We start from the raw sequence: 26,012 nt of genomic DNA on the forward strand, positions 1-26,012 counted from the left end.
AAACGATTGCGCCTGCGCTATCACCGAGTGGTGACCTCGGTGTTGATAGCACCTGCGATATCCGATTCAGAAAGATCCGCATGCCCCTGAGCTGGGGCTCCTGGGACTCGTGGGACCGGCTTGTCACGCCAGCCCCAACGCCACCGCCTCCACGATCGCCCACAGCAGCATCGCCAGCCCGGTATCACGCAGCACCGGAATCAACGCGGCGCCCCCCTTGCCGGCGCGCACCGGGGCCGCGGCCCGCACCGCCAGCGGCGCGGCGATCAGCCCGGCCGCGCACCAGGGGGTGGCCCGCATCAGCGCCAGCGTCAGCACCCCGGCCAGCGCCAGCAGCAGCTGAAACAACACCCGGGTGCGGGCGTCGCCCAGCCGCACCGCCAGAGTGATCTTGCCGGCCGGCTTGTCGGTGGCGATGTCGCGCAGGTTGTTGGCCACCAGCACCGCCGACGACAGCGAGCCCACACCGACGGCCAGCGCCGCCCCGACCCAGTCCACCCGCAGCGCCTGGGTGTACTGGGTGCCCAGCACGGCAACCAGACCGAAGAACACGAACACGGCCACCTCGCCCAGGCCGGTGTAGCCGTACGGCCGCGACCCGCCGGTGTACAGCCACGCCCCGGCAATGCAGGCCGCACCCACGGCCAGCAGCCACGGGGCGGACAGCAGCGCCAGCGCTAGACCAGCCAGCGCCCCCACCGACAGCGCGGTGATCGCCGCGGTCAGCACCGCTCGCGGGGTGGCCAGCCGCGAGCCCACCAGCCGCAGCGGGCCAGTCCGGTCGTCGTCGGTGCCGCGGATGCCGTCGGAGTAGTCGTTGGCGAAGTTCACCCCGATGATCAGCGCGACCGCGACGGCGAGCGCCAGCAGCGCCTTCCACCACACCGCGGCGCCCAGCCAGGCGGCCGCGCCGGTTCCGGCGATCACCGGGGCGATCGCGTTGGGCAGGGTGCGGGGCCGGGCGCCTTCGATCCACTGTGCAAAGCTGGCCTTTTGCGACATGGGCACGATCCTTGCATGCGGGAGGAGCACACCTTGCTGGGCGTGATCGGCGGTAGTGGCTTCTATTCGTTCTTCGGTGCCGACGCGCGCCGGGTGGCGTGCGAAACCCCCTACGGTAAGCCCAGCGCGGACATCACCGTCGGTGCCGTCGGCGGTCACGAGGTCGCATTCCTGCCCCGCCACGGCGAACGGCACGAATATTCGGCGCACACGGTGCCGTACCGGGCAAACATGTGGGCGTTGCGGACACTGGGGGTGCGACGGATCCTGGCGCCCTGTGCGGTCGGCAGTCTGACACCCGAGCTGCCACCCGGGTCGGTGGTGGTGCCCGATCAGCTGGTGGACCGCACCCGGGGCCGCGCCGACACCTACTTCGACGACGGCGGTGTGCACGTCGAATTCGCCGATCCGTACTGCCCGGTGCTGCGGACCGCGGTGACCGGCCTGCCCGACGTCGTCGACGGCGGCACCATGGTGGTTATCCAGGGCCCGCGGTTCTCCACCCGCGCCGAAAGCCAATGGTTCGCCGCGGCGGGTTTCCGCCTGATCAACATGACCGGCTACCCCGAAGCGGTGCTGGCTCGCGAGCTGGAAATGTGCTACGCCGCAATCGCATTGGTCACCGACCTCGACGCCGGTGTCGACGTCGGCAGCGGCGTGAAGGCCGTCGACGTCTTCGCCGAATTCCAGAAGAACATCGAGCCGTTCAAAAAACTGGTGCGGCAGGGCATTGAACGCGTCGACGAAGAGCGCACCTGCACCCACTGTCTGCCGCACGAGGGCATTCAGCTGCCGTTCGAGCTGCCGTAGCTCAGAGGTGGGCGGCCGCGTAATCGGCACCCTGCTCGGTCATCCCGTTGACGCCGTAGGACGCGTGCGCGAAGGGCGGCCCGCCGGCCGGGGCGCCATTGCAGATGGTGTCACCGTCGGCGCACAGCTGCAGCGTCTTGGACGCGTACAGCGGCCCGATCCGGACCGGCGGTGCGCCGTTGGGCTGCAAGAACTCCGCCGAAGGCGTGCCGAACAGGACGACGGCGGCGACGTGGTTGGCCACCGACGCCGGCATCGGCCGCGGGATGAACGCGAGATACTCGGCGGGTACCTCTTTGGGAATCTCGGCCGAGGTGGTGTAGCCGGCCAGCGCCGCGCCCTGCGAGAAGCCGCCGAGCACCATCCGGGTGTTGGGGCAGTTCGCGGCGGTGTTCTCGATGTGGGTGGCGGCGTCGCGGATTCCGTCGACGACGGTGCGGGCGAAGTCGACGCCGCCACTGAAGTCGCTGCTGGCGGCATAGTTGACCGGATACACCTCATAGGTGCGCGCACCCACCTTGGCGTGCAGCGCATCGACGAAGGCTTGGCCGATGCCGCCGACGCCGGGTGGCTCGCCGGTGCCCCGCGCGAACACCACCTCCACGTCCGGGCAGGGTTGTGCCGAGACCTCCGCGACGCCCGGGGCCAGCAGTGCGCTACCGCATATCACCATCGCGGCGACCAGGTGCCGGGTGACGGGGCGTGCCGTCGTTGCAACGAGTTGGATGTTCATCGTGACCTCATGCGTATCGTCCAGCCGAGCCAGCTAAAGCGCAGTGTCGGCTACCCGGCGTCCTCGTCCGATAAACGCTGCGAGCCGTCAATTGCGGTGCGAGTGGCCGTGCATCAGCGGGGCGTCGCCGGCCGAGTCGCCGGCGCCCCGGTAGATCTTCGGCGCGCCGGCCGGGGAGGGTGCCGTCGAGTTCTCCGACCGGAAGATGCGCGGTGCGCCGGCGTCACCGGGCTTGGGCCGGTCGCCATCGGACAGGGCCAGCCGGCCGGCGATGATCGCGACCACCAGGGCGCACAGCGCCAGCCCGCACAGCACCACGTCGAAGGTGCTGGTGATCTGCTGCGCGAGCCCGTTGCCATAGACGGGGTTCGCCAGCGCCTCGGCTCGCTGTGCCTCCGCCAGCCGCGGTGCCAGCCCGATGCCCACCACCAGGCGTGCGATCGTGAACCCGAACAAGACCGCAGCCACCGACCACAGGGCGGCCGCCGGAAGCGTCCGATTGCCCAGATTGATCCGCAGCCAGATCGCGACCACCGCGGTCACCACGTCGAAGGACGCCATCGCCGCACTGTCATACGGCGAACGCGGTAGATCCAGACCGGCGGCTACCGCGAGGTCGGTGATCCGCATCAATACCGAACCCAGGCACCAGACGATGATGAGCAGCAACGTATTACGCGTGGCGCCCAGCCAGGTCGTGGCCGATACGTCGCGCACCGCAGCCACCGCGAAGATCGCCGCCGCGGCCACCCACACGAGGTAGCCCTCGAATCCGACGCCGGCGGTGGAGGTGTTCTGCGCGATACCGTGAAATCCGTCGATGACCCGGCCCACCGGCAGCGCCCACACCAGTACCCCGGCCAGCAGGGTGGCGCCGCCGAGCAAGACCACACCGAGCTGGGAGGCTTTGTCGCGCCGCAGAATCCAGCGCGACGCGGTGAACACGGCGACCCAGGCCACCAGCCCGTACACCAGCGCGGTCACGATGATCGCGACATGCTGCGTACCGAAGTCGCCGGCCGAGTGCGCATCGGGCAGGGCGTAGCGCACCCGCCAATACAGATTGAACAACACGCTCAAGGCAGCGCCGACGATCGCGGCGTAGCCAAGGACCCGGGCCCCGCGCTGCCAGAACCGGACCGGTCCGGCGAGCACTGGCTGCCCGGCGAGTAAGGCACCGGTGGCCCCTAGCCAGGCCCCCGGTCCCACACCGCCCGGCGGACGGGAGCTGCCGCCGAAGCGGATGGTTTGCACGACGTCGGCGACCGCTACGGCCAGCACCAGCAAGAGGTACGGCGCGCTGAGCAACCGGCGCAGCCGCCCGGCGAGCGCGGGGTTGGCATGCCGGCCCAGCATCGCCCAGGGGCCGACATAGGTCACGACGACTGACCCCAGTGCGAGCACCGTTACCGCGGCCAGCACCGCCAGCAACCTGGTGTCGCTGCCGGGAATTGCGGCCCCGAAATACAGGCTCCAGGGCAACGCCGGGGCAGCGCACAGCAGTATCGCGGCGGTCACGTCCCGGCCGATGTTCCAGCGCCTGGTCGACTCCGCGATCACCTGCTCACCATAACCGCGGGGCGAGGGTGCGCCGCTGATCAGCGACGTTCGCGCCGCCGGGATATTGGTTCGCGCGGCTAAACTGGCGAATCGGAGCCGGCGGCGGAAGGAGGCGCGCAGATGGATGTCGCGCTGGGCGTCTCGGTTACCGGCGCGCTGGCCCGCCTGGCGCTGGTCGAATCGGATGCCTACGGCGATGCCGTGCTCGACGAGTCGATGCTTGACCTGACGCAGGATCCGGTCGGAACGCTGGCCGAGACGGTGACCGGGACGCACCGGATGCTCGCCGACGAAGGCCATCGGCTGGCCGCCACCCGGCTGTGCTGGCCGGATCCGGAATTGCTGGCCGAACTTCGTCGGGCGCTCGCCGACGCGGGCGTCGAGAACGTCTCCGAGCAGTCTCATGCGCGCTCGGCGGTGGCCTTGGCGCGCGATGTTTCGGGTGAGGACGGTGAAACGGCCATGCTGTCGCCGGCGGCGACGATGGCCGCACCCGCGGTGACGGCCGCTGAGTCGACGATGGCGGCGGCCGCGTTGCCCGATACTGAGACCGCGGACGCGACAGCCACCGCGGTGACGCCGGGGGTCGGCGGTGCTGAGCCCGAGCAACAGCTGGCGTACTCGCTGACCGACGACGACTCCGAGTTGCTGCCGGTGGAGTACGCCGACGATGACTACGACTACGACGACGACCAAGCCGAGGCCGCCACCGGCGAGGTCGAGGCGTTGCCGCCGCCGGTGGGCCGCGCACTCCTGGTGGGCAGCACGGTCGGCGGCATCCTGGTCGCCGGCTGCGCCGCGTTGGCCGTGGCGGTGACGGTGGGCATCCGCCCGACAGCCGCGGCTACCCAGGTGGAGCCTCCGGTGGTCGCGCAACCGCTGCAGCCGCAGCCGGTGCCGGGCAACTTCCTGCCCGCATTGCCCGCCCCTAAGCCGGTATCCGCGCCCCCGCCGCAGGCACCGTTGCCCAAACCCGCTGTGGCCCCGGTGCTTCCGGAACCACCGGCTGCGGTCGCCCCTCCTCCGGTGGTGGCCCCGGTTGTGCCGCCTGCCGTGCCGTCAGCGCCGGCGGTGATCCCGTTCCCGATTCCGATTCCGATCATCACCGGACCCATTGGCGGCGGCGGCGGTGGGCGGGGCGGCTCGGGTAGCGGCGGGGGAGACGTCGGCGCCGGTGGCGGACACACCGGTAGCAGCCATCCCGGCGGTGAATCCGGGGCCGGTGGCGATGCCGGCTCTGGTGGTAGTGGTTCGGGTGGTACCGGTTCTGGTGGAACCGACTCGGGCGGGAGCGGTTCGGGTGGCACCGGTTCTGATGGAACCGACTCGGGCGGGAACGGTTCGGGCAGCAACGATTCCGGCGGAAGCCATTCCGGCGGTAGCGGTACCGGTGGGGATGAGGGCAGTGCGGGCGGTTCCGGCACCAGCCCCGGCGGGTCAGGTAGCGGCAGCGGCTCGGGCGGTTCCGACGACAGCGGGGCCAGTGGTCATCCCGGCGGTTCCGGTGGCACATCCGGCGGCTCGGGCAGCACGGGGTCGGGCAGTGACGCGGGCGGGTCCGAGGGCAGTGGATCTGGCAGTGGTGGCTCCGGTGGCGATTCGAGTAGCTCGGGGAGTGGCGGATCCGGCAGTAGTGGGTCGGGTACGGAGTCGGGAGGTACCGGCGGCAGTGGATCCGGCAGCAGCTCCGGAGGTTCGGACAGCAGCGGTTCCGGCGGTGGGCTGGGCGGGAGCTCCAGCGGCGGCGGCTCCAGCTCGTCGGACCCCGGTGGCGGCTCCAGCGGTGGCTCGAGCGGCGGATCCAGCAGCGGCTCCAGCGGTGACTCGGGCGGCGGATCCAGCGGCGGCTCGGGCGGTCACTGACCGAACCGACGCGCCAACGCTTTTCGGTCCAGCTTCCCGATCCCCAAGCGCGGCAGCGCATCCACGATGTGCAACTCACGGGGCGCTGCCGTGGCGTCCAGCGATTCTGCGACGTGGGCGCGCAACGCCTCCAGGGTCGGCGGCTTAGCACCCGCCACCACCACCGCGGCCGCGACCCGCTGCCCCAGCCGATCGTCGGCGACCGGAAACACCGCGCAGTCGCCGACCGCCGGATGGGTTGCCAATACGGCTTCCACCGGGCCGGGTAGCACGGTCAGCCCGCCGGTGCTGATCGCGTCGTCGGCGCGCCCCAGCACGCTCAAGCGTCCCGAATCATCCAGGGCGCCAACGTCGTTGGTGTGAAACCACCCTGGTTCGGCGAACGGGTCGGGGTCGACGCGATTGCGGTAACCCCGGGCCAGCGTCGGCCCTCCGATCGCGATCCGCCCATCGGCACCGATCCGTACCCGAACCCCCGACAGTGGCACGCCATCGTAGACGCAGCCCCCGGCGGTCTCGCTCATGCCGTAGGTGCGCACCACTCGCACCCCCGCACCAGCCGCAGCGTCCAGGATCGGTTGCGGCGCCGGCCCGCCGCCCAGCAGCACCGCGTCCAGTTCGGCCAGCGCCGCCGTTGCGGCCGGAGCCGTCAGCGCTTTGGCGAGCTGAGTGGCCACCAGGGAGGTGTAGCGCCGCCCGGACCCGAGTTCGGCGACCGCCGCCGGCAGCCGGCAAACGTCGAAACCCGCTGCCACGTCGAGCTGCACCGGGGTGGTGCCGGCCATCAGGCTGCGCACCACCACCTGGATTCCGGCGATGTGGTGCGGCGGCAACGCCAGCAGCCAGCGGCCCGGGCCACCCAGCCGATCCTGGGTGGCGGCCGCGCTGGCCTGCAGCGCCGCGGCGGTCAGCAGCGCCCCCTTGGGCACCCCGGTGGTTCCCGACGTCGTCACCACCAGCGCGACGTCGTTCTCGACCGGCTCTCCCACCCGCAGCGCGGTCAGGACCGACGGATCAGCGTCGGGAGCAACCGGGGTCAATGCGGCGTCGTGGCCGTCCAGGACGGCCGCCACGGCGGGTAACAGCGTGGACACCGCACCGTCGGGTGGCACGACCAGCGCACGCAGGCCGGCTATGGGGTCCCTCCGCTGGTGGGGGCGTCGTCCAGCAGCCAGCCCTTGGCGGCCAACCGCTCCCGCACCCGCTCGACGTCCTCCGGGGCGGGCAGTTCGTTGGTCAGGCGCGCGATGAGCACCCCGATGTCGATGCGGTCGAATTCACCGCGACCGATCAGTTCCCCGGCGACCGCTTTGACCTCGTCGTTGGTCAGCCGCCGGGACAGCAGCGCCAGCAGCGGCACGTAGTCGGTCTGCGGGACGCCGTCGGGATATCCGGCGCGCAGCCAGGCCACGATCGAGGTGAGAAATTTGTTCATACTCAACTTCCCCGCGCCGAGGCTTATGTCGGGATCGATATTACGTCTATTCGAGGCCGAAGACGTCGTCCCAGCCGCCCCAGTCGTCCCACTGCCAGCCGATGCGGTGCTCGATGAAGTCACGCGCGATGAACAACACCCCGGCCAGCACCGCCACCGACAACAGCGTGAAGACCGCCCACCGCAGCACGTTCAGTGCCCGCTGGTGCCCGGTGGGGCCGTCCGCGGCGGCGCCCAGGCGTACCCCGATTGCGAAGAGTGCGGGCAGCGCGGTGCCGATCAGCAGACCGAAGATCAGGATCTTGGCGGTGGCCACATAGTTGAACCAGGTGCTGAGCGTGTTCATGCGCCGATCTCCTCCGCGCCGACATCACCTGACGAGCCGGCCGCTGGGTGCGGTTGCGGCGCAACGACATCCAGACCGTCGGTCATGTGGTTGCCCCAGTCGGCGGTGACGTTGGTGTGATCGACCGGGACTTTGCGGGACTGCTGCCAGATCAGCGCCGACACGCCCACCAGCAGGACCAGCCCGACGATGGTGCCCGGGTAGCCGCCGATGGTGTGGATCACCCGGTAGGTGAGCGCCCCGATGGCGCCGGCCATCGGAAGGGTGACCAGCCACGCCGTCGCCATCCGGCGGGCCACCGTCCAGCGCACTTCGCCGCCGGGTTTGCCCAGCCCCGAGCCCAGCACCGAGCCGGTCACCACCTGGGTGGTCGACAGCGAGTAGCCGAAGTGACTGGAGAGCAAAATAATGGCCGCCGATGACGATTCGGCGGCCATGCCCTGCGGGGATTCGATCTCCACGAGCCCCTTGCTCAGGGTTCGAATCACCCGCCAGCCACCGAAGTAGGTGCCGGCCGCCATCGCCAGCGCACAGCTCACGATCACCCACAACGGCGGCATCACGTCGGTCTTGCGGGCGGCGCCATAGGAGATCAGCGCCAAAAAGATGACGCCCATCGTCTTCTGGGCGTCGTTGGTGCCGTGCGCCAGCGACATCAGGGCGGCCGAGAAGACCTGGCCGCGGCGGAACTCCCGCCGGGTGCGCCGGGGGGAGACGTTGCGAATCAGCCGGTAGACCAGCCAGGTCCCGACGGTGGCGACCAGGGTGGCGGCCAGCACGGCCACCACGGTGGGGACCAGCACTTTCGACACCACGCCGTCCCAGCGCACGCCGGACCCGCCGGCCGCGGCGAGCATCGCGCCGACCACCCCGCCGATCAGCGCGTGCGACGAGCTGGACGGGATGCCGAACAGCCAGGTCAGCAGGTTCCAGACGATGCCGCCGACCAGACCACCGAACATGATCTCCAGCGTCACCAGATGGGTGACCACCAGATCTTTGGCGATGGTCGCCGCGACCTGCGTCGACAGGAACGCACCGATCAGATTCAGGGTGGCGCAAAGCGTCACGGCGGTCTTCGGCTTGAGGGCGCCGCTGGCGATCCCGGTGGCGACGGCGTTGCCGGTGTCGTGGAAGCCGTTGGTGAAGTCGAAAGCCAGGGCGGTGATCACGACCGTGATCAACAAGAACAGCTCCAAGGTCACCGGGCGAATTTTTGCAGCTGCCCGCCCGCCTTGTCGAACCGGGTTACTTCGCTTTCGCCCCGAGTAGGTACCAGCCGAAGTGATGGCCCAGGAAGTCGCGAGCGATGAACAACACCCCGATGACCACCACGGCCAGCACTACCAGGAAGATCGCCCAGCTGAGCGCGAGCAGCGCCGACCGCTTCGCGCTCACGGTGCCATCAGCGGTGGCGGAGACGCTGCTGCCGATCGCACTGACCCGCACCCCGACCGCGAACAGCGCCGGCAGCGCCCCGCCGACCAGTAGCCCGAATACCAGGATTCTGAGGGTTGCGGCGTAGTTGAACCACTCGCTCATGACCGGACGACTTCGCGGGCGGAGGGGTCGTCGCCGGTGACGACGGTCAGCTGCGGCACTTCCGGGTCGGCGTCGAACGCTGTCCGCAGGGCCTGCTCCACCAGCGGGCTCTGCGCCGGTGCCGGGACGTGACCGTCCAAATTGGCCAGGCCGCCGGTCAGGGTGCCGTCCCATTCGGCGTTGACGTTGTTGTGGTCGATGCGCGCCCGGCGGGAGCGCAGCCAGATGGCCAAGGTGGCGGTGATCAGCAGCGCCACGCCGACGATGATCCCGGGGTAGCCGCCGATCCCGTGCACCAGCCCGTAGGCGCCGGAGCCGACCGCGCCGGCCATCGGCAGCGTCACCAGCCAGGCCGAGACCATCCGGCCGGCGACGCCCCAGCGGACCTGTGCGCCCGGCTTGCCGACACCGCTGCCCAGCACCGACCCGGTGGCGACCTGCGTGGTCGACAGCGAATAGCCGAAGTGGCTGGACAGCAGGATGACCGCGGCGGCGGCCGATTCGGCGGCCATGCCCTGCGGGGGTTTGATCTCGACCAGGCCCTTGCCCAGGGTGCGGATGATGCGCCAGCCGCCGGTGTAGGTGCCGGCCGCCATCGCGAGCGCGCAGCTGACGATCACCCACAGCGGCGGCAGGGTCTCGGACTTGCTCACCGCGCCGTAGGACATCAGCGCGAGGAAGATCACGCCCATGGTCTTCTGCGCGTCGTTGGTACCGTGCGCCAGCGAAACCAGCGCGGCCGAGCCGATCTGGCCGCGCCGGAACATCTTCTCGGAATGCCTTTCGTCGACCCCGCGGGTCAGCCGGTAGACCAGCCAGGTGCCGACCGAGGCGATCAGCGTGGCGATCACGGTGGCCACCACCGCCGGAACCAGCACCTTGGAGACCACACCGCTCCAGATCACCCCGTGCCCGCCGACGGCGGCGATCATCGCCCCCACGATGCCGCCGATCAGGGCGTGCGAGGAGCTGGACGGGATACCGAGCAGCCAGGTCAGCAGGTTCCAGACGATGCCGCCGACCAGGCCGGCGAAGACCAGCTCCAGGCTCACCAGGTGGGCGTCCACCAGACCCTTGGCGATCGTCGCCGCCACCGCGGTCGACAGGAACGCGCCGAGCAGGTTCAGGCACGCCGACAGCGTGACTGCCGCCTTGGGCTTGAGCGCACCGCTGGCGATCGACGTTGCCATCGCGTTGCCGGTGTCATGGAAGCCGTTGGTGAAGTCGAAGGCGAGCGCCGTGACCACCACGATGATCAAAAGGAACAGATCAAGGCTCACGAGAGCATCACAGCGCCAATTCTGGCGGGCGGCGATGCTGTTGTCTAACGATCATGGGCGCGAAACGCCGCTGTACTTCGAGACGTTCCGAACTGTTCGCCTGCCGTTAACCTTCGGCGCGTTTGTCCTGGCGGGTGTCCCGGCGCAGCGGGTGCTCGGGCGGAACCTCCACGAAAATCAGGGTGGTGCCGTCCGGATCGGTGACATGCATCTCATGCAGCCCCCACGGTTCCCGCCGGGCGGCCCGGGCGATCGGAACGCCGCGGCTCTCCAGTTCGCACTGGGTGGCGGCGACGTCGCGCACCTGCAGCCACAGCGCCCCCGGAAACGGCGCTTGCGGACGCTCCGGGTTGCCGTGGCCGGCCAGCTCGATCAGCGACTGGCCGGCGTAGAACACCATGCCGGCGCCGTAGTCGCGGGCGATCGCCAGCCCCAGCTCGTCGCGGTAGAACCGCAGCGAACGCTGGTAATCGGTAGGCCGGAGCAGCACCCGGCTGGCCAGGATCTCCATCAGTTCTCGACGGGCTCGATCCGGTTCCGCTTGACCAGGGCGGTGGCCCAGCCCGCGTTGAGGTTGTCCAAGGCGCGGAACGCCAGCGCCAGCCGCGGCGCGATGCGGATCGGGCGGTAGCGAGCCGCGTCGATCATCCACTCGCCGGCCTCGTCGGCGGTGAGCGCCGGCTTGCCTTGGAACGCCTCGGTCGGCGCGATCATCGGGGTGGCCACCAGCGGGTAGTACAGCGTGGTGGACTGCACGCCGTCGCGGGCCCACTCGCTGTCGATGACCCGGCTCACCGCACTCAGCGCCGACTTGGAGGCGTTGTACACGCTGAATAGGGGGGACGAGTCGGTGAACACGCCCCAAGTGGCGACGTTGATGATGTGGCCGTCGCCGCGCTGGCGCATCCCCGGGGCGAACCCGCGGATCAGCCGCAGCGGCGAGTAGTAGTTGAGCTGCATGGTCCGCTCCACGTCGTGCCAGCGGTCCAGGGATTCGGCCAGCGGCCGACGGATGGACCGGCCGGCGTTGTTGACCAGGATGTCCACCCCGCCGAACCGCTCGTCGACGTCCTTGACCAGCGCGTCGACGGCGTCCAGGTCCGACAGGTCGCAGGCGATGGCGTGGGCGGTGCCGCCGGCGTCGGTGATCCGCTCGACGAGCGCCTCGAGGTTCTCCTGGCGCCGGGCCACCGCGATCACCGTGGCCCCCGCTTTCCCGAAGCGTTCGGCGCCGGCCTCCCCGATGCCCGACGACGCGCCGGTCACCAGCACCCGCTTGCCGGTCAGGTCGATCGGCTTGGCACCGGGCCGGTGCATCAGTTGCGCGGCGACCGGGGGGCGCATGGTCGCGAGCGTGAGCTGATCGGTCAGGCGGCGTAACGGGCTCTTGCTCATAAATAGCCACTCTATGCGGGTCTGTGCGGGGCGAAGCGCCCGCTCAGAAGTAGCGCGGGAAGGCGCTCCAATCCGGGTCGCGCTTCTGCAGGAACGCATCACGGCCCTCGACGGCCTCATCGGTCATGTAGGCCAGCCGGGTAGCCTCGCCGGCGAACAGCTGCTGGCCCACCAGCCCGTCGTCGAGCAGGTTGAAGGCGAACTTCAACATGCGTTGCGCCTGAGGGGATTTGCCGTTGATCTCCTTGGCCCACTGCACGCCGGTGGCCTCCAGCTCGGCGTGGTCGACGACCTCGTTGACCGCACCCATCTGATGCATCTGTTCCGCGGTGTAGGGCCGGCCCAAAAAGAAGACCTCGCGGGCGAACTTCTGGCCCACCTGCCGGGCCAGATACGCCGAGCCGTAGCCGCCGTCGAAGCTGCCGACGTCGGCGTCGGTCTGCTTGAACTTGGCGTGCTCGCGGCTGGCCAGGGTCAGGTCGCACACCACGTGCAGGCTGTGCCCGCCGCCGGCCGCCCAGCCGTTGACCAGGGCGATCACCGGTTTGGGCATGAATCGGATCAGCCGCTGCACCTCCAGGATGTGCAGCCGCCCGGCCCGAGCGGCGTCCACCGTGTCGGCGGTCTCGCCGCTCGCGTACTGGTAACCGCTGCGCCCGCGGATGCGCTGGTCCCCGCCGGAGCAGAACGCCCAGCCGCCGTCCTTGGGTGAGGGCCCGTTGCCGGTCAGCAGCACCACGCCGACGTCCGGGGACATCCGGGCATGATCGAGCGCCTGATACAGCTCATCGACGGTGTGCGGGCGAAATGCGTTGCGCACCTCGGGGCGGTTGAACGCCACCCGCACCGTGGCGTCGGTGACGTGGCGGTGGTAGGTGATGTCGGTCAGGTCGGCGAAGCCGTCCACCGGCCGCCAGATGCTCTCATCGAACGGGTTGCTGCTCACGCCTGCGACCGTACCGGGGCGTCGCCGTTAGGTCGCTGGAGCTTCCCGGAACGTGTCGTGCAGGCTCGCCGCGTAGTCCGGTCCCTGTCCCGGTGCGGTGATCGCATCCAAGCGGGCGATGGCGTCGTCGCTCAAGACGATGTCGGCCACGGCCATGTTCTCCTCCAGGTGCGGGATGGATCCGGTACCGGGAATCAGCAAAGTGTTCGCCGAGGTGGTCAGCAGCCAGGCCAGCCCGATCTGGGCCGGTGTGGCGCCGAGCTCGCCGGCGATCTCACGGACGACGGCATTGTCGGTGACTTTCGGGAGGCCGGGGAACGCCGAGCCCAGCGGGAAGTAGGGCACCCAGGCGATGCCTTCGTCGGCGCAGAAGTCGAGCGTCTCCTCCTGGGTGCGGTCGAGCAGGCTGTAGGCGTTCTGCACGCAGACGATCCCGGCCGGCAGGGCCCGCTGCACCACGTCCAGGCCCACGCTGCTGATGCCGATCGCGGCGATCTTGCCCTCGTCGCGCAGCGCGATCATCTCGGCCAGCTGATCGTCCAGGCCGACGTTCTGGTCGCCCTCCGGGATGGGGGCGGGGCCGAGATCGTAGCGCCGCAGGTTGACCACCGGCACGGTGTCCAAACCCAGTTGGCGCAGGTCGTTTTCGACGGCGGCGCGCAGCTCGGCCGGCTTCTGCGCGGCGGTCAGCGGAACGGGGCCGACGCCGGTGTAGGCGGCGCCGACCTTGCTAACGATGACGAGGTCGTCGCGATAGGGCGCCAAGGCTTTTCGGATCCGGTGATTGACCTCGCCGCCGGCGTAGAAAGAGGCGGTGTCGATGTGGTTGACGCCGAGTTCCAGGGCGCGCCGCAGCACCGCCACGGCGTCGTCGGTGGAGATCCTCTCGTCGAGCTGCATGGCGCCGTAGCCGATGCGGGCCACGTGCTGCGTGCCGATGCGGCCGGGTTGGGGCTGGTCTGTCATGGTGGCTCCTATTGGCGGGAAGTGAGACACTGGACGATATGCGGAGGGTCCTCCGCTTCGGCAGCGTAGCAGAAACGGAGGTTCCTCCGCTTTGGTTGGGAAATGTCGTGCCGATGCGCGCCGCAACCGGGAGCGGCTGTTGGCGGCCGCCGCCGCGGCGTTCGGCGGCTCGGACGGGAGCCCGGTGCCGCTGGAAGCGATCGCCCGCGAGGCCGGGGTGGGGATCGGCACCCTCTACCGCCACTTTCCCAACCGCGAGGCGCTCGTCGAGGCCGTCTACCGCGCCGAGTTGGGCGACGTCGCAGCGGTGGCCGAACAGTTGCTCACCCGCCACCCGCCGAAGGTTGCGCTGCGACGCTGGATGGATCGCTACGCCGGCTTCGTGGCGGCCAAGCGCGGCATGGCGGAATCGTTGCGCGCCATGGTCGAATCCGGTGCCGTGACGACCAACGAGACCCGCGAAAGCATCACCGGCGCAGTCGATCTCCTGTTGCGCGCCGGCGCCGCCGACGGCAGCCTGCGCGCCGACGTGCAGGCCGACGATGTGGTCTCCAGTCTGGTGGGCATCTTCTTGACCAGCGCTTCACCCGAGCAGACCGGCCGCCTGCTGGACTTGCTGGTCGCCGGAGTTGCCGCCACCGCTTGAGTCAGGTGGCTACGGTGGGGACGATGACCATCGACGTCTGGATGCAGCACCCGACCCGTCGCTTCCTGGCCGACGACATGCTGGCGTCCCTGCGTCGCTGGACCGGCGGGTCCATGCCCGAGGATGAGATCCCGATCGAGGCCACCGTGTCGGCGATGGACTCGGCCGGCGTGGATTTCGGGTTGCTCAGCGCGTGGCGTGGCCCCAACGGCATGGACCTGGTGTCCAACGACGAGGTCGCCGGCTGGGTGCGGGCGCACCCGAACCGGTTGGCGGGCCTGGCCACCGTCGACCTGGATCACCCGATGGAGGCCGTCCGCGAACTGCGGCGCCGGGTGCGCGACGACGGGTTTGTCGGCCTGCGGGTGGTGCCCTGGCTGTGGAACGCGCCGCCCACCGACCGGCGCTATTACCCGCTGTTCGCCGAATGCGTCGAGCTCGGTGTGCCGTTCTGCACCCAGGTCGGCCACACCGGCCCGCTGCGGCCCTCGGAGACCGGTCGCCCGATTCCCTACATCGACCAAGTGGCACTGGACTTTCCGGAACTGGTCATCGCGTGCGGGCACGTCGGCTATCCCTGGACCGAGGAGATGGTCGCCGTGGCGCGTAAGCATGAGAACGTCTACATCGACACCTCGGCCTACACCACTAAGCGGCTGCCGGACGAGCTGATCAGGTTCATGAAAACCCGGACCGGGCAACGAAAAGTGTTGTTCGGCACCAACTATCCGATGATCATGCCCGATCATGCGCTCGACGGGCTGGACGATGTCGGCCTCGATGACGAGGCGCGGGCGGATTATTTGCACGGCAATGCCGAGCGGGTGTTCAAGTTGGAGATCGGACACTCGGGCGAATAGCCGCCTTCAACTGGTCAGTCGCATATACGGGTGACTGGCGGAACGGCCATTAACCTTGCTAGCTTTCTGCTCACAGCTCCAACGGAAGTGTGAGCATGGCTTCGGTACCGAGTGATCCCACGAAGCTATCGGTTGATCCGGCGCAGTTGCACGCCCACGCCTCGCGGGTGGCCGACGCGACCGAGGTGTCACGCACATTCGCGGCCAGACACGCCGGCTAGTTGGGCGAATGTGCCGCGGCCTGGGCCGGGTCCTCCGCGGAAGCCCTGGTTGAGTTGAGCGCGCACTGGGAGGCCGCCGACGCGAGGTTGCACGGGCGGGTGCACGCCTTCTCCGAGGCGATGCGTGACGGCGGCCGCCACTACACGGCGATGGAGGAAGAGCACGCCGGCAGGTTCACCGTGCTCGTTCCCCGAGGTACCGGCGCCTCGTAGCGGATGACGATCACCACCGACGGCATTGAGAAGTGGAACCTCGAAACTCTGGACACCGTATTCGAGATCGCCACGGAGCGCTCCGCGCGCAAAGCCGACTTCGGTGCGGCGTTAGGTGACGCCGGCAGCGGACTCAAGGACTGGGAAGGCCACGGCGGCGACGCATTTCGACAGGAGCTGGGCAAGCACCGCGCTGACATTGCCGATCACCAGGGTGAGGCAACCTCGATCGCCAACGCTTTCTACACTGCCCGGGCAGAGGTCGCGGCGTGCAAGACGGAGTGGTCCTCTATCAAATCGGCTGCGGCGAGCAACGATTGGGCGATCAGTCCGGATGGGCGGTTGAGCGGGAAAGTCACGTCCCAGAACCGCCATGACTTCGATGCGCTGCAACGTCGGCTGACCAAGCTGATGGCCGACGCCAGCAGGACCGATCAGGATCTGGCCACCGCCATCCGGGCAGTGGTCGGCGACACCAAGGTCACCGTGGACGGTCGCGCGATATTCGGCCCGCCGATGCCCGACAACGGCACGACGACCGCTCAGCAGGTGCCGCCGACCGGCGCGTCGCGTACCCCGGGCGACGCCGCTGGTGATGCAGCGGCCGGAAGTCTGCCGTGGCTGTTGAATCAGGCGCGGCAGGGTGGTGGCTCCGTCCCCCCGGTGCCGCTGAACCCCAAGGACGTCGAGAGCTTCAAAGTAGCGGCTAGGCAGGTACTGGCCAACGACGGTGTTCCGCCGGATCAGATCGAGGCGCGGATCAACGCGGCCGTGGTCGCCGCCCAACAACCGCTGCCGCGCTATATCCCGCCGGCGCCGCAGCGGGGGCCGGCGCCCGGGTTCGGCGACGGCTTCGGTGACCGGTGGAGAGCCGCCGAACAAGGTGTGAAGAATCTGCTAGGCCAGGGCGGACCGGGCGCCCCCGGTGTGCTGGAATCCTGGGGCGGAATGGCCAAGGGCGTCGGCAGTGCGATGATCAACCCCGTCGGCGCCGGCGTCGCGGAAGTCAAAGAGGCGCTGAGGCGCCCAGTCTCCCGTACTACCTCGGAGAGAAGACCTTCGATGCCGGCTCCGCTGCGGCCACCCTTCCGTTCGCTGGGGAAGGTGCCATGGTCCGGGCGGGGCTTCCGGCCGAGGTCCTTACTCCGGGCGGCGAGCCCGCCGCAGTTCTGCGGGACTGGCACCCCACCGGCGGAATGCCGTCGGCGGAGTTTGAAGCCCGGTTTGGCACCCCAGAACACCGGATCTGGCCGGGCAACGACGGGTTTCCGCCGGGGTACGTACCGCAGCCTGCGCAGCTGCCGGAAGGTTCGATTATCGACCGATTTGGTCCCAACCGTGGCCGCTATCTCGCGCCAGACGGCACGCCATTTTCGGATCGTTCATTGGCTCCCGAATCCGTAGGAGGGAACTACAATAGATACATCGTTACCGGGAAGCCTCTGCCCTCTGGGTGGCAAATTGTAGAAGGGCCGGTTGAGCCGTTCTACGGGCAGACGCCATCACCCGGATCGATTCAATACATGATCGTGGGTCCGATGGCGTAAAAGCGACCGTTAAGGAACTAGTCGATAGGGGGATACTGAATGAATACGGACCGCCCCTCGGACGATAAATCTCGAGAGCTTCAAAGTGAAATAGATCGACTGTCGGAGGAGTTGGGAGTTCGCTCGATTCCCGTCGGGATGCGGACTAATGACGGGCTGAACATATTTGTTGCCGATGATGGCTCCTACCACTTTGCTTGCTACGAACGCGGGAAACTTGGCTTTGACCAAGCAGGTGATCTTGATGACCTTCTTTACTGGTATTGTGAGGACATTGTCACAAGTCAGGCTTCCAAAGCGGTGGGTGACCGCGCGGAACGCTTTGTTTACGAGTACGAGGTGCTAAGCGATTTCAGCGTCGCTTGGTCCAAAAGACGAGTCCGCGAGCTCGCTGAGATGTTCAGAAATGGGCAGCCGGAGGATATTGCGCTACTTCCCGCCATGGGCGAACCATTATGACGACTCGCCGGAAGAGCATGCGTACGTCAAACCTCGGGCATGATCTCAACCGGACGTTCGCTCAAAGGGTCGATTACAATTCCCGTGTCTTTCAGCAGCTCGATTGAGCGGATCGTCTTCATTACGCTCGGGATGTCACCCTCTATCATCAGATAACCGGCGCGATTCTTTAGCGCATAGAATTCTTTTATCGATTCGACGCTACGGAAGACGGGGAAAAATCGCATGCCGTCGCGTTCGAGCAAAAAGAGCTTTTGTTCGCCGTCATTTGTCTCTCCGAAGGGGGTGGAGTAGTAGACACTGGCCTCAGTGGGAGGCGTTCCGGTCTGCTGCTTTTTCCTTTTGAACAGGCCCATGGGCTCCCCTCATCGCGGCAGCGTTGACTCTGACGACCTGCTGATCATAATTACCCGACCACGCGCGCCCACCTGGCGCAACTCACCGCCGCACCGGCACCATAGACCCATGCCGCCGCCCCTGGACGACATCCTCGACCGCCTGCACGTGGTGGCGTTGCCGATGCGCGTTAAGTTCCGCGGTATCACCGTTCGCGAACTGACACTGATCGATGGCCCGGCCGGCTGGGGAGAGTTCGGCGCATTCCCCGAATACGAACCCCCCGAGGCGGCGCACTGGCTGGCCGCCGCTCTGGAAAGCGCCTACCAAAATCCGCCACCAGCCCGTCGTAACCGTATCCCGATCAACGCGACCGTCCCCGCCGTCGACGCCGCCGAAGTCCCCGAGGTGCTGGCACGATTCCCCGGCGCAACAACCGCCAAGGTCAAGGTCGCCGAGCCCGGCCAGACCCTTGCCGATGACGTCGGGCGCGTCGAGGCCGTCCGCGCCGTGATCCCCACCGTCCGCGCGGACGCCAACGGAGGCTGGAGCGTCGAGCAGGCGGTGCAAGCGGCAAAGGCGTTGGGGCCGTTGGAGTATCTGGAACAACCCTGTGCCACCGTCGCCGAACTCGCCGAGCTGCGCCGCCGCATCGAGACCCCGGTCGCCGCCGACGAGAGCATCCGCAAGGCCGGCGACCCGCTGGCTGTCGCCAGAGCCGGCGCCGCCGACATCGCCGTGCTGAAAGTCGCACCACTGGGCGGTATTTCACAACTCCTAACCATCGCCGGCCAGATCGGCATCCCGGTGGTGATCTCCAGCGCTATCGACTCCGCGGTCGGTATCAGCGTCGGCCTGCACGCCGCGGCAGCGCTACCCGCCCTGCAACACGCCTGCGGGCTCGGCACCGGATCACTGTTCGTCGAGGACGTCGCGGAAACGCCGCCACAAATCGACGGCTACCTGCCGGTGCAGTCGATCACCCCGGACCTAGAAAGGTTGCACGCCTTGGCCGCCTCGCCGCAGCGGCGGCAGTGGTGGATCGACCGGATCAAGGCCTGCCATCGGCTGCTGGCCGCCTGAGTTCGCGACGCGCCGCAAGTTGTCGCGCAGAGCCGGGCACAACACCACATGGTCGAACCCGCGACACGCCCGTCACCGGCCGCCCACAACTCACACGCTGGGCAGGCGCGCGTCGATCCCGTTCGCGATCGTGACCGCCTCGTCGCTGACGTAGAGCTTGCACGCCAACACGTCGATGGCGACATTGTTGGCCACCCGCAGCGCCCGCTGACATGACCAGCCCGCGCTGTCGTCCTGGTGCTGGGTCATCCACACCGTGGAGTCGACGCCGGCGACCGTGTCGAACGTCCACGGCGTATCGCCGTAGCCGTCCTTGGTGGTGGTGAAAGACCGCTCGCCGCACGGCGCCCACCGCCGGGCGGTCGCGTCGAAGAAGCCCTGCGCATCGGCCCGGTTGACGAACACCGTCGCCGCCTGGATGACGAAGTGGTCCAGGTCGGGTTCGGAGAGGGTCTGGACGATCGTGGCGGTCCAATTGGTGCCGGTGTAGACCGACTGCTCGACGGGCATCCAGGCGGCCATGCAGTCGTGGTCGGGGAATTGCCCGCCCGAGTCGAACATCCGCGACCTCGAGTCTTTGACCCGCATACCGGAGGACCCCATGATGTCGCTGACGGTGGAGGCGTCCAACAGCAGATCCGGCAGCATCGACGCCGCCACCGGCCGGGGCCCGTCGTGGTCGGCCGGCACCGCCCGACCGCCGGTCACCCGCGAACAGCCCGGCAGCATGGCGCAGGCCAGCACCAGCGTGCAAGCCACCCCCGCGGTCCGTCTCCGCATCACCGTCCCCAGCTGCGCAGTTGCGATCCTGACACCATAAGGCGTCGGCGGGTCGCGTACCTTCACACCCGTGACCAACCTCGCTTACGACGACCGTAATCAGGATGGCGATCCGGTTCTGTTCATCGCCGGGCGTGGCGGTGCGGGCCGCGGCTGGCATCTGCATCAGGTCCGCGACTTCCAGCTCGCCCGCTACCGCCCGATCACCTTCGACAACCGTGGTATCGGCGCCACTGAGAACGCCTCGGGGTTCACCACCGCGACCATGGTGGCCGACACCGCGCAGCTGATCGAATCGCTGGGCCTGGCCCCAGTGCGCATTGTCGCAGTGTCGATGGGGGCCTTCATCGCCCAGGAACTGATGCTGGCGCGGCCCGAACTGGTGAAATCTGCCGTGCTGATGGCCACCCGCGGCCGCCACGACCGCGCCCGGGAGTTCTTCTACCAGGCCGAGGTCAGACTCGCCGAGGCCGGGGTGTCGTTGCCCGCCGAGTACGAGGCGAAAGTGCGGATGCTGGAAAGCTTTTCGCCGAAGACGCTCAGCGACGACGCCGCGATCAAAGACTGGATCGCGATGTTCACCATGTGGCCGGTCAAGAACACCCCGGGGCTGCGCTGTCAGCTCGACGTGGCGCCGCTGACCAACCGGCTGCCCGTCTACGCCAACATCACCCAGCCGGTGCTGGTGATCGGGTTCGGCGACGACGTCGTCACTCCGGCGCACCTGAGCCGCGAGGTCGCCGACGCCATTCCGGGCGCGCGCTACCTGGAGATTCCCGACGCCGGCCACCTGGGGTTCATCGAGAAACCCGACCAGGTCAACAAGGCGGCGCTGGAGTTCCTCGCCGAGGTCGACGGCAGGCCGTTGCGCTGGGCACCTCCGCCGTCGGCACACGACTAACCTGGTACCAATGACCAACCCCTCGACGGCACAGGCCCGCATCGTCGTCGACGAGCTGATCCGCGGCGGCGTCCGCGACGTAGTGCTGTGCCCGGGTTCGCGCAATGCGCCGCTGGCGTTCGCGCTGCACGATGCCGACCGCGCCGGTCGGCTGCGCCTGCACGTGCGCATCGACGAGCGCACCGCCGGCTACCTGGCGATCGGGTTGGCCGTGGGTGCCGGCGCGCCGGTGTGCGTGGCGATGACCTCGGGCACCGCGGTGGCCAACCTGGGGCCCGCGGTGGTCGAGGCCAACTACGCGCGGGTCCCGCTGATCGTGCTGTCCGCCAACCGGCCGTACGAGCTGCTGGGTACCGGCGCCAACCAGACCATGGAGCAGCTCGGCTACTTCGGCACCCAGGTGCGCGCGACGATCAGCCTGGGCCTCGCCGAGGACGCTCCCGAGCGGATGGACGCCCTCAACGCCACCTGGCGTTCGGCGGTATGCCGAGTATTAGTGGCCGCCAACGGATCTCGTACCGCCAATGCCGGTCCGGTGCAGTTCGACATTCCGCTGCGTGAGCCGCTGGTTCCCGACCCGGATGACTCCGGTTCGTTGCCGCCGGGCCGCCCGGACGGCCGGCCCTGGACCTACACCCCGCCGGTCAGCTTCGATCAGCCGTTGGAGATCGATCTGACGCCGAACACCGTGGTGATCGCCGGGCACGGTGCCGGCGTGCACCCGAACCTGGCAGCGCTGCCCACGGTCGCCGAACCCACGGCCCCGGTGCCGGAGAACCCGTTGCACCCGCTGGCGTTGCCGCTGCTGCGCCCGCAGCAGGTCATCATGGCCGGCCGGCCGACCCTGCACCGGCCGGTGTCGGCGCTGCTGGCTGACCCGACGGTGCCGGTCTACGCGCTGACCACCGGGCCGCGCTGGCCCGACGTGTCGGGCAACTCGCAGGCCACCGGCACCCGGGCGGTCACCTCCGGGGCGCCGGATACGGCCTGGCTGCGCCGCTGCGCCGAGCTGAACGCCCAGGCCAACGCCACCGTGCGTGAGCAGTTGGTGGCGCACCCGCTGACCACGGGCCTGCACGTGGCCGCGGCCGTCGCCGACGCACTGCGGCCCGGCGATCAGCTCGTGCTGGGTGCCTCCAACCCGGTGCGGGACGCCGCACTGGTGGGGCTGGGCAACGTCGAGGCGGCCCGAGCCATCACCGTGCGGTCCAACCGCGGGGTCGCCGGTATCGACGGCACGGTGTCCACCGCGATCGGTGCGGCGCTGGCGCACGAGCGTGAGCATGCCGATGGCCGCACCATCGCGTTGATCGGGGATCTGACGTTCGTGCACGACAGCTCTGGGCTGCTGATCGGGCCCACCGAACCGACACCACGGCGGCTGACCATCGTGGTGTCCAACGACAACGGCGGCGGCATCTTCGAGCTGCTGGAACAAGGCGACCCGCGGTTCGCCGACGTGTCGTCGCGCATCTTCGGGACCCCGCACGACGTCGACGTCGGCGCCCTGTGCCGCGCCTATCACATCGAGTCGCAACAGATCGAGGTCGACGCACTGCCCGCCGCGCTGGCCGAACCCGCCGGGGGCATGCGGGTAATCGAGGTCAAAGCCGACCGGTCTTCGCTGCGCGCGCTGCACGCCGCGATCAAGGCCGCGCTGTGAGACTACCGCGTTTCACGTCGTTGAAGCCGGTGCTGCACAGCCTGATTCACGGCGCCGGAGCCATCGCCCCCAACACCACGGCCGGGCGTGTGCTGCGCTGGTCCCGCATGGGAGTGCTGATCATGGTGGCCGTGGTGACGCTGCAGTCGGTGCTGTTGGTGGCCGGGGCCTGGCGCAACGACATCGCCATCGAACGCGACATGGGGGTGGCCGAGGCCGAAGTCCTCAACGCGGGCTTTCGGCGCTCGACCATCGAGTTCGTCACCCCGGAGCGGATCACCTACCGCCCCGAGCTCGGGGTGCTCTATCCGTCCGAATTGGCAACCGGGATGCGCATTTACGTCGAATACGACAAGGCCGACCCGGACCTGGTGCGGGTCCAGCACCGCACCGCCGTACTGGCGATCATCCCGGCCGGCTCGATCGTGGTGATCGCCTTGCTGGTCGGCACCGCGGCGCTGGCCGGGCTGGCCTTCGTCGAGCGACGCCGGGCCCGCGACTAGCGCTCTTGCACCAGCCGGTCCAGCCAGCCGGCGTCGTCGGTGTCGACGACAGTTCTCGTGGCGACATCGAAAACCGTTGGGGTGCCGGGGCTGTCCGGGTTCGCCGCCAGCAGCTGAACCCGGTTGAAGGCGTTCATCGAAGTCGGGTCGACGGCCTGCTGACCCGCGGCGATCCGGTCCACCACGTGGGCGGGCAGACCGCTCTCGCGGGCGGTGACCGCGATGTCCTCGAGGCTCGGTGCCCCGCCCTTGCGGTACAGCTCGTTCACGAACGCCTGATAGGTCGCCGCCGCGGTGGCCGGGTCGGCGGCCGCCATCAACGCGTTGCCGACCCGGGCGGAGGTGTCGTTGCCGCGCCGGGCGTCCAGAAACGTCATCCACCGGTAGGTCACCGCGACGTCCCCGGCGGCCAGGTGCCGGCCCAGGTCGTCACCGGAGGCCGCCTCGAACTTCGCGCACTCCGAGCACTGCGGGTCGCAGAAGATCTCCAGCTGCACAGCGGCGTCCGGCGAGCCCGCCAACACCCCGAAGTGGTCGGGAGCCAGCACGGTGCCCGGCGCTACGTCGGCGGCTGCCGGAGCCGCCAACCCGACGCCGAACATCACCAGTACTGCCAATGTGCCTAGCCAAGACCGCATTCCAAGCACCCTATCGGAGGCGGGTAGCGTCGACACCGTGAGCCGCGCGAGCCTGGACAAAGACCCCCACGCGGTGGCATCGATGTTCGACGGTGTCGCGCGCCGCTATGACCTCACCAACACCGTGATGTCGCTGGGCCGCGATCGTGCGTGGCGGCGGGCCACCCGCAAAGCGCTCGGGCTGCAGCCGGGGGAGAAGGTGCTGGATCTGGCCGCCGGCACCGCGGTGTCCACCGTCGAACTCGCGAAATCCGGCGCGTGGTGCGTGGCCGCGGACTTCTCGGTCGGCATGCTGGCCGCCGGCCGCAAACGCTATGTGCCCAAGGTGGCCGGGGATGCCACCAAGCTGCCCTTCGGCGACGGGGTATTCGACGCGGTCACGATCAGCTTCGGGCTGCGCAACGTCGTCGACCACGCGGCGGGCCTGCGGGAGATGGCCCGGGTGACCAAACCCGGCGGCCGGCTGGTGGTCTGCGAGTTCTCCACTCCCAACGTTCCGGTGTTCGCCACCGTCTACAAGGAGTACCTGATGCGGGCGCTGCCGGCGGTGGCGCGCGCCGTGTCGTCGAACCCGGAGGCCTACGTCTACCTGGCCGAGTCGATCCGCGCCTGGCCCGACCAGGCGGCGCTGGCCGAGCAGATCGCCGCGTCGGGCTGGTCGCAGGTGAGCTGGCGCAACCTCACCGGCGGCATCGTCGCACTACACACCGGCCACAAGCCGCTGGACTGACAGCGCGAACACCACGCAGTTCAGGGCCAGAAAGCCTGTGGCGAGCCCGAATTGAGCCGAGATGTCGTGAGCGAGCACGTGGGTGTACATCGCGCAGACGAAGAACAGGACCAGCCCGGCCGACGCGGCGACCCCGATGACCGGGAACCATAGCCCAGCGAGCAGCCCGAGCGCCCCGACGGTTTTACACGTGCCGATCGGAAACCTCAGCCACGCCTCCGGCACGCCGGCGGCCTGCATGCCGGGAATGATCGGTGCAAACCGCAGCAGGGCGGCCACCCCGGAAAACCCGTTGAGTGCTATCGCCGCCACGGTGGCGGTCAGATAGACCGGGGACACGGCCGACTCAGCCGGGTAGCGCGTCGAACCGGAAGACCGAGATGCGCCCGGCGAGCGCCTCGACCTCGTCGGGCGTGCCGTTGGCGACCAAGCCGGCCTGTTTGAGGAAGCGGACGCCGACCGGCACCTGCGCCGGAAACGCCCGCAGCACCGGGCGGGCCGCCTCTGGTGACAGCTCCACGATGCGCACCGGCCGCGTCTTACGGCCGTGGCGCAGCGTGCCCGAGCCGGCCGCGCGCGCGTTGAGCGCCCAGTCGGCGTTCGGGAACCCCGCCACGGTGTAGAGCTGCCCGTCGACGGTGAACGGTGTCATCGGGGTGCTGCGCGGCTGCCCGGACTTGCGGCCGGGCACCGTCAGCACCATCGGCGGCCCGGTCGGAACGCCCAGCTTCTGCAGACCGATCATCACCTTGTTGACCGGCTTGAGCCAGCGCGGTGGCTTCAGGTTGGCCATGGCCGTCAGCCCAGGTGCGCCGAGAGCAGCCATCCCGCGGCCGACTTGCGGCCGTTCGGCTCGTCGCGCAGCGGCACGCCGCCGAAGCCGGGGAAGTCGTCGGGGAACACCGCGTACAGCCGGGCCGGCTTGATCTCGTCGATCACCCAGTACTTCGACACCACGTCCCGCAGCTCGTCGGCGGTCACCGCGAACGGCGGGCCCTCCGGGATCGCGGCCTTGTCGAAGACCAGCACGAAGTACGACGCCCCCGGCGCGGCGGCCCGCACGATCGACTGCTGGTAGCCCTCGCGCGCCTCCACCGGGATGGAGTGGAACAGCGTGCTGTCGACGATGGTGCCGAACCGGCCGTCATAGCCGGTGAAGTTGCTGATGTCGGCGACCTCGAAGGTGGCGTTGGTCAGGCCGCGCTTGGCCGCTTCGCTGCGGGCCAGGTCGATGGCGGTCGGCGACAGGTCCAGGCCGACGGTGGTGTGGCCCCGCTCGGCCATGTGCAGCGAGATGGCGGCCTCGCCGCAGCCGACGTCGAGGATGTCGCCATGGAACTTGCCCTGCTCGATCAGGGCCGCCAGCTCGGGCTGGGGCTCGCCGATGCTCCACGGTGGTTTGGCGCCCAGACCCATTTGCTCGGATTCACCGCGGTAGGCGGCGTCGAACTGAAAATCCAATGATTCACTCATGCATCCGGTATATCAACCGAGCTGATATATGTCAATCGTCCTGATACCACCGGTGGAGCACAGGTCTAAGCCCCCTGACAC

At 68.9% G+C, this 26,012-nt stretch carries 32 protein-coding genes; 13 read left to right on the top strand and 19 right to left on the bottom strand.

Features of this window, described 5'->3' with window-relative positions:
* Nucleotides 1–123: 123 nt before the first annotated feature.
* The gene (locus AC5Y4Q_RS10220) at nt 124–1,002 is read right to left on the bottom strand and encodes a 1,4-dihydroxy-2-naphthoate polyprenyltransferase (protein WP_125226020.1); all 879 of its coding nucleotides are present in this window, start codon (nt 1,000–1,002) and stop codon (nt 124–126) included.
* Between the two features lie 15 nt (nt 1,003–1,017).
* Here AC5Y4Q_RS10220 and AC5Y4Q_RS10225 point away from each other — a divergent pair, with 15 nt between their 5' ends.
* Nucleotides 1,018–1,812, top strand: a complete 795-nt coding sequence (locus tag AC5Y4Q_RS10225; RefSeq protein ID WP_125226019.1) for an S-methyl-5'-thioadenosine phosphorylase — start codon at nt 1,018–1,020, stop codon at nt 1,810–1,812.
* A 1-nt stretch (nt 1,813) separates the two neighbouring features.
* Here the strand turns inward: AC5Y4Q_RS10225 and AC5Y4Q_RS10230 are convergent, their stop codons facing one another.
* Both AC5Y4Q_RS10230 and AC5Y4Q_RS10235 read right to left on the bottom strand, forming a co-directional pair.
* The gene (locus tag AC5Y4Q_RS10230) at nt 1,814–2,545 is read right to left on the bottom strand and encodes a cutinase family protein (RefSeq protein ID WP_125226018.1); all 732 of its coding nucleotides are present in this window, start codon (nt 2,543–2,545) and stop codon (nt 1,814–1,816) included.
* Between the two features lie 87 nt (nt 2,546–2,632).
* Nucleotides 2,633–4,105, bottom strand: a complete 1,473-nt coding sequence (locus tag AC5Y4Q_RS10235) for a DUF7937 domain-containing protein (protein WP_125226017.1) — start codon at nt 4,103–4,105, stop codon at nt 2,633–2,635.
* A gap of 120 nt (nt 4,106–4,225) precedes the next feature.
* Here AC5Y4Q_RS10235 and AC5Y4Q_RS10240 point away from each other — a divergent pair, with 120 nt between their 5' ends.
* The gene (locus tag AC5Y4Q_RS10240; protein WP_499958858.1) at nt 4,226–5,968 is read left to right on the top strand and encodes a DUF7159 family protein; all 1,743 of its coding nucleotides are present in this window, start codon (nt 4,226–4,228) and stop codon (nt 5,966–5,968) included.
* Here the strand turns inward: AC5Y4Q_RS10240 and menE are convergent.
* From menE to AC5Y4Q_RS10290, 10 genes are all read right to left on the bottom strand, one after another.
* Nucleotides 5,962–7,041: an o-succinylbenzoate--CoA ligase gene (gene menE, locus AC5Y4Q_RS10245; RefSeq protein ID WP_221740348.1), complete on the bottom strand. Its 1,080-nt coding sequence runs from the start codon at nt 7,039–7,041 to the stop codon at nt 5,962–5,964. The two genes, AC5Y4Q_RS10240 and menE, sit on opposite strands and share 7 nt — an antisense overlap.
* A gap of 59 nt (nt 7,042–7,100) precedes the next feature.
* A complete protein-coding gene (locus tag AC5Y4Q_RS10250; protein ID WP_064921675.1) occupies nt 7,101–7,403 on the bottom strand; it encodes a DUF3349 domain-containing protein in 303 nt (100 codons plus the stop codon).
* A 46-nt stretch (nt 7,404–7,449) separates the two neighbouring features.
* A complete protein-coding gene (locus tag AC5Y4Q_RS10255; RefSeq protein ID WP_125225410.1) occupies nt 7,450–7,749 on the bottom strand; it encodes a hypothetical protein in 300 nt (99 codons plus the stop codon).
* A complete protein-coding gene (locus AC5Y4Q_RS10260; protein ID WP_125225411.1) occupies nt 7,746–8,954 on the bottom strand; it encodes an inorganic phosphate transporter in 1,209 nt (402 codons plus the stop codon). The genes AC5Y4Q_RS10255 and AC5Y4Q_RS10260 overlap by 4 nt, the downstream gene beginning before the upstream one ends.
* Nucleotides 8,955–8,997: 43 nt before the next feature.
* Entirely contained in the window at nt 8,998–9,291 is a 294-nt protein-coding gene (locus AC5Y4Q_RS10265) for a hypothetical protein (RefSeq protein WP_499958860.1), read from the bottom strand.
* Nucleotides 9,288–10,571: an inorganic phosphate transporter gene (locus AC5Y4Q_RS10270; protein WP_499958862.1), complete on the bottom strand. Its 1,284-nt coding sequence runs from the start codon at nt 10,569–10,571 to the stop codon at nt 9,288–9,290. The genes AC5Y4Q_RS10265 and AC5Y4Q_RS10270 overlap by 4 nt, the downstream gene beginning before the upstream one ends.
* Nucleotides 10,572–10,677: 106 nt before the next feature.
* Nucleotides 10,678–11,082, bottom strand: a complete 405-nt coding sequence (locus AC5Y4Q_RS10275) for a VOC family protein (protein ID WP_125225413.1) — start codon at nt 11,080–11,082, stop codon at nt 10,678–10,680.
* Nucleotides 11,082–11,966, bottom strand: coding sequence for an SDR family oxidoreductase (locus AC5Y4Q_RS10280; RefSeq protein ID WP_125225414.1), 885 nt, complete (start codon nt 11,964–11,966; stop codon nt 11,082–11,084). The genes AC5Y4Q_RS10275 and AC5Y4Q_RS10280 overlap by 1 nt, the downstream gene beginning before the upstream one ends.
* Before the next feature lie 43 nt (nt 11,967–12,009).
* Nucleotides 12,010–12,912 carry a 1,4-dihydroxy-2-naphthoyl-CoA synthase gene (locus tag AC5Y4Q_RS10285; RefSeq protein ID WP_064921682.1) on the bottom strand — a complete coding sequence of 301 codons (903 nt, stop codon included), beginning with the start codon at nt 12,910–12,912 and terminating at the stop codon, nt 12,010–12,012.
* A 27-nt stretch (nt 12,913–12,939) separates the two neighbouring features.
* A complete protein-coding gene (locus tag AC5Y4Q_RS10290) occupies nt 12,940–13,878 on the bottom strand; it encodes an aldo/keto reductase (protein ID WP_064921683.1) in 939 nt (312 codons plus the stop codon).
* A gap of 91 nt (nt 13,879–13,969) precedes the next feature.
* Here AC5Y4Q_RS10290 and AC5Y4Q_RS10295 point away from each other — a divergent pair, with 91 nt between their 5' ends.
* From AC5Y4Q_RS10295 to AC5Y4Q_RS10320, 6 genes are all read left to right on the top strand, one after another.
* Nucleotides 13,970–14,524 (top strand): TetR/AcrR family transcriptional regulator, encoded by a 555-nt coding sequence (locus tag AC5Y4Q_RS10295; RefSeq protein ID WP_064921684.1) that lies wholly within the window; start codon nt 13,970–13,972, stop codon nt 14,522–14,524.
* Between the two features lie 23 nt (nt 14,525–14,547).
* Nucleotides 14,548–15,384, top strand: coding sequence for an amidohydrolase family protein (locus AC5Y4Q_RS10300; protein WP_064921685.1), 837 nt, complete (start codon nt 14,548–14,550; stop codon nt 15,382–15,384).
* Between the two features lie 275 nt (nt 15,385–15,659).
* Nucleotides 15,660–15,818, top strand: a complete 159-nt coding sequence (locus AC5Y4Q_RS10305) for a hypothetical protein (RefSeq protein ID WP_165604376.1) — start codon at nt 15,660–15,662, stop codon at nt 15,816–15,818.
* 3 nt (nt 15,819–15,821) lie between these two features.
* On the top strand, nt 15,822–17,222 hold the full coding sequence (locus tag AC5Y4Q_RS10310; RefSeq protein WP_064921687.1) for a hypothetical protein: 1,401 nt from the start codon (nt 15,822–15,824) through the stop codon (nt 17,220–17,222).
* Nucleotides 17,135–17,365, top strand: a complete 231-nt coding sequence (locus AC5Y4Q_RS10315) for a TNT domain-containing protein (RefSeq protein WP_419179739.1) — start codon at nt 17,135–17,137, stop codon at nt 17,363–17,365. Before AC5Y4Q_RS10310 ends, AC5Y4Q_RS10315 begins: the two co-directional genes overlap by 88 nt.
* A gap of 39 nt (nt 17,366–17,404) precedes the next feature.
* Entirely contained in the window at nt 17,405–17,824 is a 420-nt protein-coding gene (locus AC5Y4Q_RS10320) for an Imm63 family immunity protein (protein WP_234786549.1), read from the top strand.
* A gap of 26 nt (nt 17,825–17,850) precedes the next feature.
* Here the strand turns inward: AC5Y4Q_RS10320 and AC5Y4Q_RS10325 are convergent, their stop codons facing one another.
* Nucleotides 17,851–18,180 carry an SseB family protein gene (locus AC5Y4Q_RS10325; protein WP_064921688.1) on the bottom strand — a complete coding sequence of 110 codons (330 nt, stop codon included), beginning with the start codon at nt 18,178–18,180 and terminating at the stop codon, nt 17,851–17,853.
* Nucleotides 18,181–18,289: 109 nt separating this feature from the next.
* Here AC5Y4Q_RS10325 and AC5Y4Q_RS10330 point away from each other — a divergent pair, with 109 nt between their 5' ends.
* On the top strand, nt 18,290–19,243 hold the full coding sequence (locus AC5Y4Q_RS10330) for an o-succinylbenzoate synthase (protein WP_064921689.1): 954 nt from the start codon (nt 18,290–18,292) through the stop codon (nt 19,241–19,243).
* 90 nt (nt 19,244–19,333) lie between these two features.
* Here AC5Y4Q_RS10330 and AC5Y4Q_RS10335 read toward each other — a convergent pair whose 3' ends face one another.
* Entirely contained in the window at nt 19,334–20,023 is a 690-nt protein-coding gene (locus AC5Y4Q_RS10335) for a sensor domain-containing protein (protein WP_234786548.1), read from the bottom strand.
* A 70-nt stretch (nt 20,024–20,093) separates the two neighbouring features.
* On the opposite strand from AC5Y4Q_RS10335, the gene AC5Y4Q_RS10340 reads away from it, so the two are divergent.
* From AC5Y4Q_RS10340 to AC5Y4Q_RS10350, 3 genes are read left to right on the top strand one after another with little or no spacing between them, the layout of a single operon-like run.
* Nucleotides 20,094–20,924, top strand: a complete 831-nt coding sequence (locus AC5Y4Q_RS10340) for an alpha/beta fold hydrolase (protein WP_064921690.1) — start codon at nt 20,094–20,096, stop codon at nt 20,922–20,924.
* A gap of 10 nt (nt 20,925–20,934) precedes the next feature.
* On the top strand, nt 20,935–22,587 hold the full coding sequence (gene menD, locus AC5Y4Q_RS10345; RefSeq protein ID WP_064921691.1) for a 2-succinyl-5-enolpyruvyl-6-hydroxy-3-cyclohexene-1-carboxylic-acid synthase: 1,653 nt from the start codon (nt 20,935–20,937) through the stop codon (nt 22,585–22,587).
* Entirely contained in the window at nt 22,584–23,090 is a 507-nt protein-coding gene (locus AC5Y4Q_RS10350) for a DUF3592 domain-containing protein (protein ID WP_065019436.1), read from the top strand. Before menD ends, AC5Y4Q_RS10350 begins: the two co-directional genes overlap by 4 nt.
* Here AC5Y4Q_RS10350 and AC5Y4Q_RS10355 read toward each other — a convergent pair.
* Nucleotides 23,087–23,728, bottom strand: a complete 642-nt coding sequence (locus AC5Y4Q_RS10355) for a DsbA family protein (protein ID WP_064921693.1) — start codon at nt 23,726–23,728, stop codon at nt 23,087–23,089. The two genes, AC5Y4Q_RS10350 and AC5Y4Q_RS10355, sit on opposite strands and share 4 nt — an antisense overlap.
* Before the next feature lie 37 nt (nt 23,729–23,765).
* Here AC5Y4Q_RS10355 and AC5Y4Q_RS10360 point away from each other — a divergent pair, with 37 nt between their 5' ends.
* On the top strand, nt 23,766–24,458 hold the full coding sequence (locus AC5Y4Q_RS10360) for a demethylmenaquinone methyltransferase (protein WP_064921694.1): 693 nt from the start codon (nt 23,766–23,768) through the stop codon (nt 24,456–24,458).
* On the opposite strand, the gene AC5Y4Q_RS10365 is transcribed toward AC5Y4Q_RS10360, so the two are convergent.
* The 3 genes from AC5Y4Q_RS10365 to AC5Y4Q_RS10375 are packed head-to-tail and all read right to left on the bottom strand — an operon-like array spanning nt 24,429 to nt 25,931.
* Nucleotides 24,429–24,797 carry a DoxX family protein gene (locus tag AC5Y4Q_RS10365; protein ID WP_064921695.1) on the bottom strand — a complete coding sequence of 123 codons (369 nt, stop codon included), beginning with the start codon at nt 24,795–24,797 and terminating at the stop codon, nt 24,429–24,431. The two genes, AC5Y4Q_RS10360 and AC5Y4Q_RS10365, sit on opposite strands and share 30 nt — an antisense overlap.
* A gap of 7 nt (nt 24,798–24,804) precedes the next feature.
* Complete coding sequence (locus AC5Y4Q_RS10370) at nt 24,805–25,251, bottom strand: nitroreductase family deazaflavin-dependent oxidoreductase (protein ID WP_064921696.1); 447 nt, start codon at nt 25,249–25,251, stop codon at nt 24,805–24,807.
* A gap of 5 nt (nt 25,252–25,256) precedes the next feature.
* A complete protein-coding gene (locus AC5Y4Q_RS10375; protein ID WP_064921697.1) occupies nt 25,257–25,931 on the bottom strand; it encodes a class I SAM-dependent methyltransferase in 675 nt (224 codons plus the stop codon).
* Nucleotides 25,932–26,012: the final 81 nt, after the last annotated feature.

This window comes from Mycobacterium sp. NGS16 (assembly GCF_059813225.1).

Bases quoted from the DNA above. Each gene is read 5' to 3' on its own strand.
- AC5Y4Q_RS10335 (WP_234786548.1), bottom strand. From the start codon at position 20,023: ATGCGGAGACGGACCGCGGGGGTGGCTTGCACGCTGGTGCTGGCCTGC.
- AC5Y4Q_RS10250 (WP_064921675.1), bottom strand. From the start codon at position 7,403: ATGAACAAATTTCTCACCTCGATCGTGGCCTGGCTGCGCGCCGGATAT.
- AC5Y4Q_RS10220 (WP_125226020.1), bottom strand. From the start codon at position 1,002: ATGTCGCAAAAGGCCAGCTTTGCACAGTGGATCGAAGGCGCCCGGCCC.
- AC5Y4Q_RS10325 (WP_064921688.1), bottom strand. From the start codon at position 18,180: ATGGGCCTGTTCAAAAGGAAAAAGCAGCAGACCGGAACGCCTCCCACT.
- AC5Y4Q_RS10290 (WP_064921683.1), bottom strand. From the start codon at position 13,878: ATGACAGACCAGCCCCAACCCGGCCGCATCGGCACGCAGCACGTGGCC.
- menD (WP_064921691.1), top strand. From the start codon at position 20,935: ATGACCAACCCCTCGACGGCACAGGCCCGCATCGTCGTCGACGAGCTG.
- AC5Y4Q_RS10240 (WP_499958858.1), top strand. From the start codon at position 4,226: ATGGATGTCGCGCTGGGCGTCTCGGTTACCGGCGCGCTGGCCCGCCTG.
- AC5Y4Q_RS10265 (WP_499958860.1), bottom strand. From the start codon at position 9,291: ATGAGCGAGTGGTTCAACTACGCCGCAACCCTCAGAATCCTGGTATTC.
- AC5Y4Q_RS10225 (WP_125226019.1), top strand. From the start codon at position 1,018: ATGCGGGAGGAGCACACCTTGCTGGGCGTGATCGGCGGTAGTGGCTTC.
- AC5Y4Q_RS10320 (WP_234786549.1), top strand. From the start codon at position 17,405: ATGAATACGGACCGCCCCTCGGACGATAAATCTCGAGAGCTTCAAAGT.
- AC5Y4Q_RS10300 (WP_064921685.1), top strand. From the start codon at position 14,548: ATGACCATCGACGTCTGGATGCAGCACCCGACCCGTCGCTTCCTGGCC.
- AC5Y4Q_RS10255 (WP_125225410.1), bottom strand. From the start codon at position 7,749: ATGAACACGCTCAGCACCTGGTTCAACTATGTGGCCACCGCCAAGATC.
- AC5Y4Q_RS10275 (WP_125225413.1), bottom strand. From the start codon at position 11,082: ATGGAGATCCTGGCCAGCCGGGTGCTGCTCCGGCCTACCGATTACCAG.
- AC5Y4Q_RS10355 (WP_064921693.1), bottom strand. From the start codon at position 23,728: ATGCGGTCTTGGCTAGGCACATTGGCAGTACTGGTGATGTTCGGCGTC.
- AC5Y4Q_RS10230 (WP_125226018.1), bottom strand. From the start codon at position 2,545: ATGAACATCCAACTCGTTGCAACGACGGCACGCCCCGTCACCCGGCAC.
- AC5Y4Q_RS10280 (WP_125225414.1), bottom strand. From the start codon at position 11,966: ATGAGCAAGAGCCCGTTACGCCGCCTGACCGATCAGCTCACGCTCGCG.
- AC5Y4Q_RS10375 (WP_064921697.1), bottom strand. From the start codon at position 25,931: ATGAGTGAATCATTGGATTTTCAGTTCGACGCCGCCTACCGCGGTGAA.
- AC5Y4Q_RS10310 (WP_064921687.1), top strand. From the start codon at position 15,822: ATGACGATCACCACCGACGGCATTGAGAAGTGGAACCTCGAAACTCTG.
- AC5Y4Q_RS10330 (WP_064921689.1), top strand. From the start codon at position 18,290: ATGCCGCCGCCCCTGGACGACATCCTCGACCGCCTGCACGTGGTGGCG.
- AC5Y4Q_RS10370 (WP_064921696.1), bottom strand. From the start codon at position 25,251: ATGGCCAACCTGAAGCCACCGCGCTGGCTCAAGCCGGTCAACAAGGTG.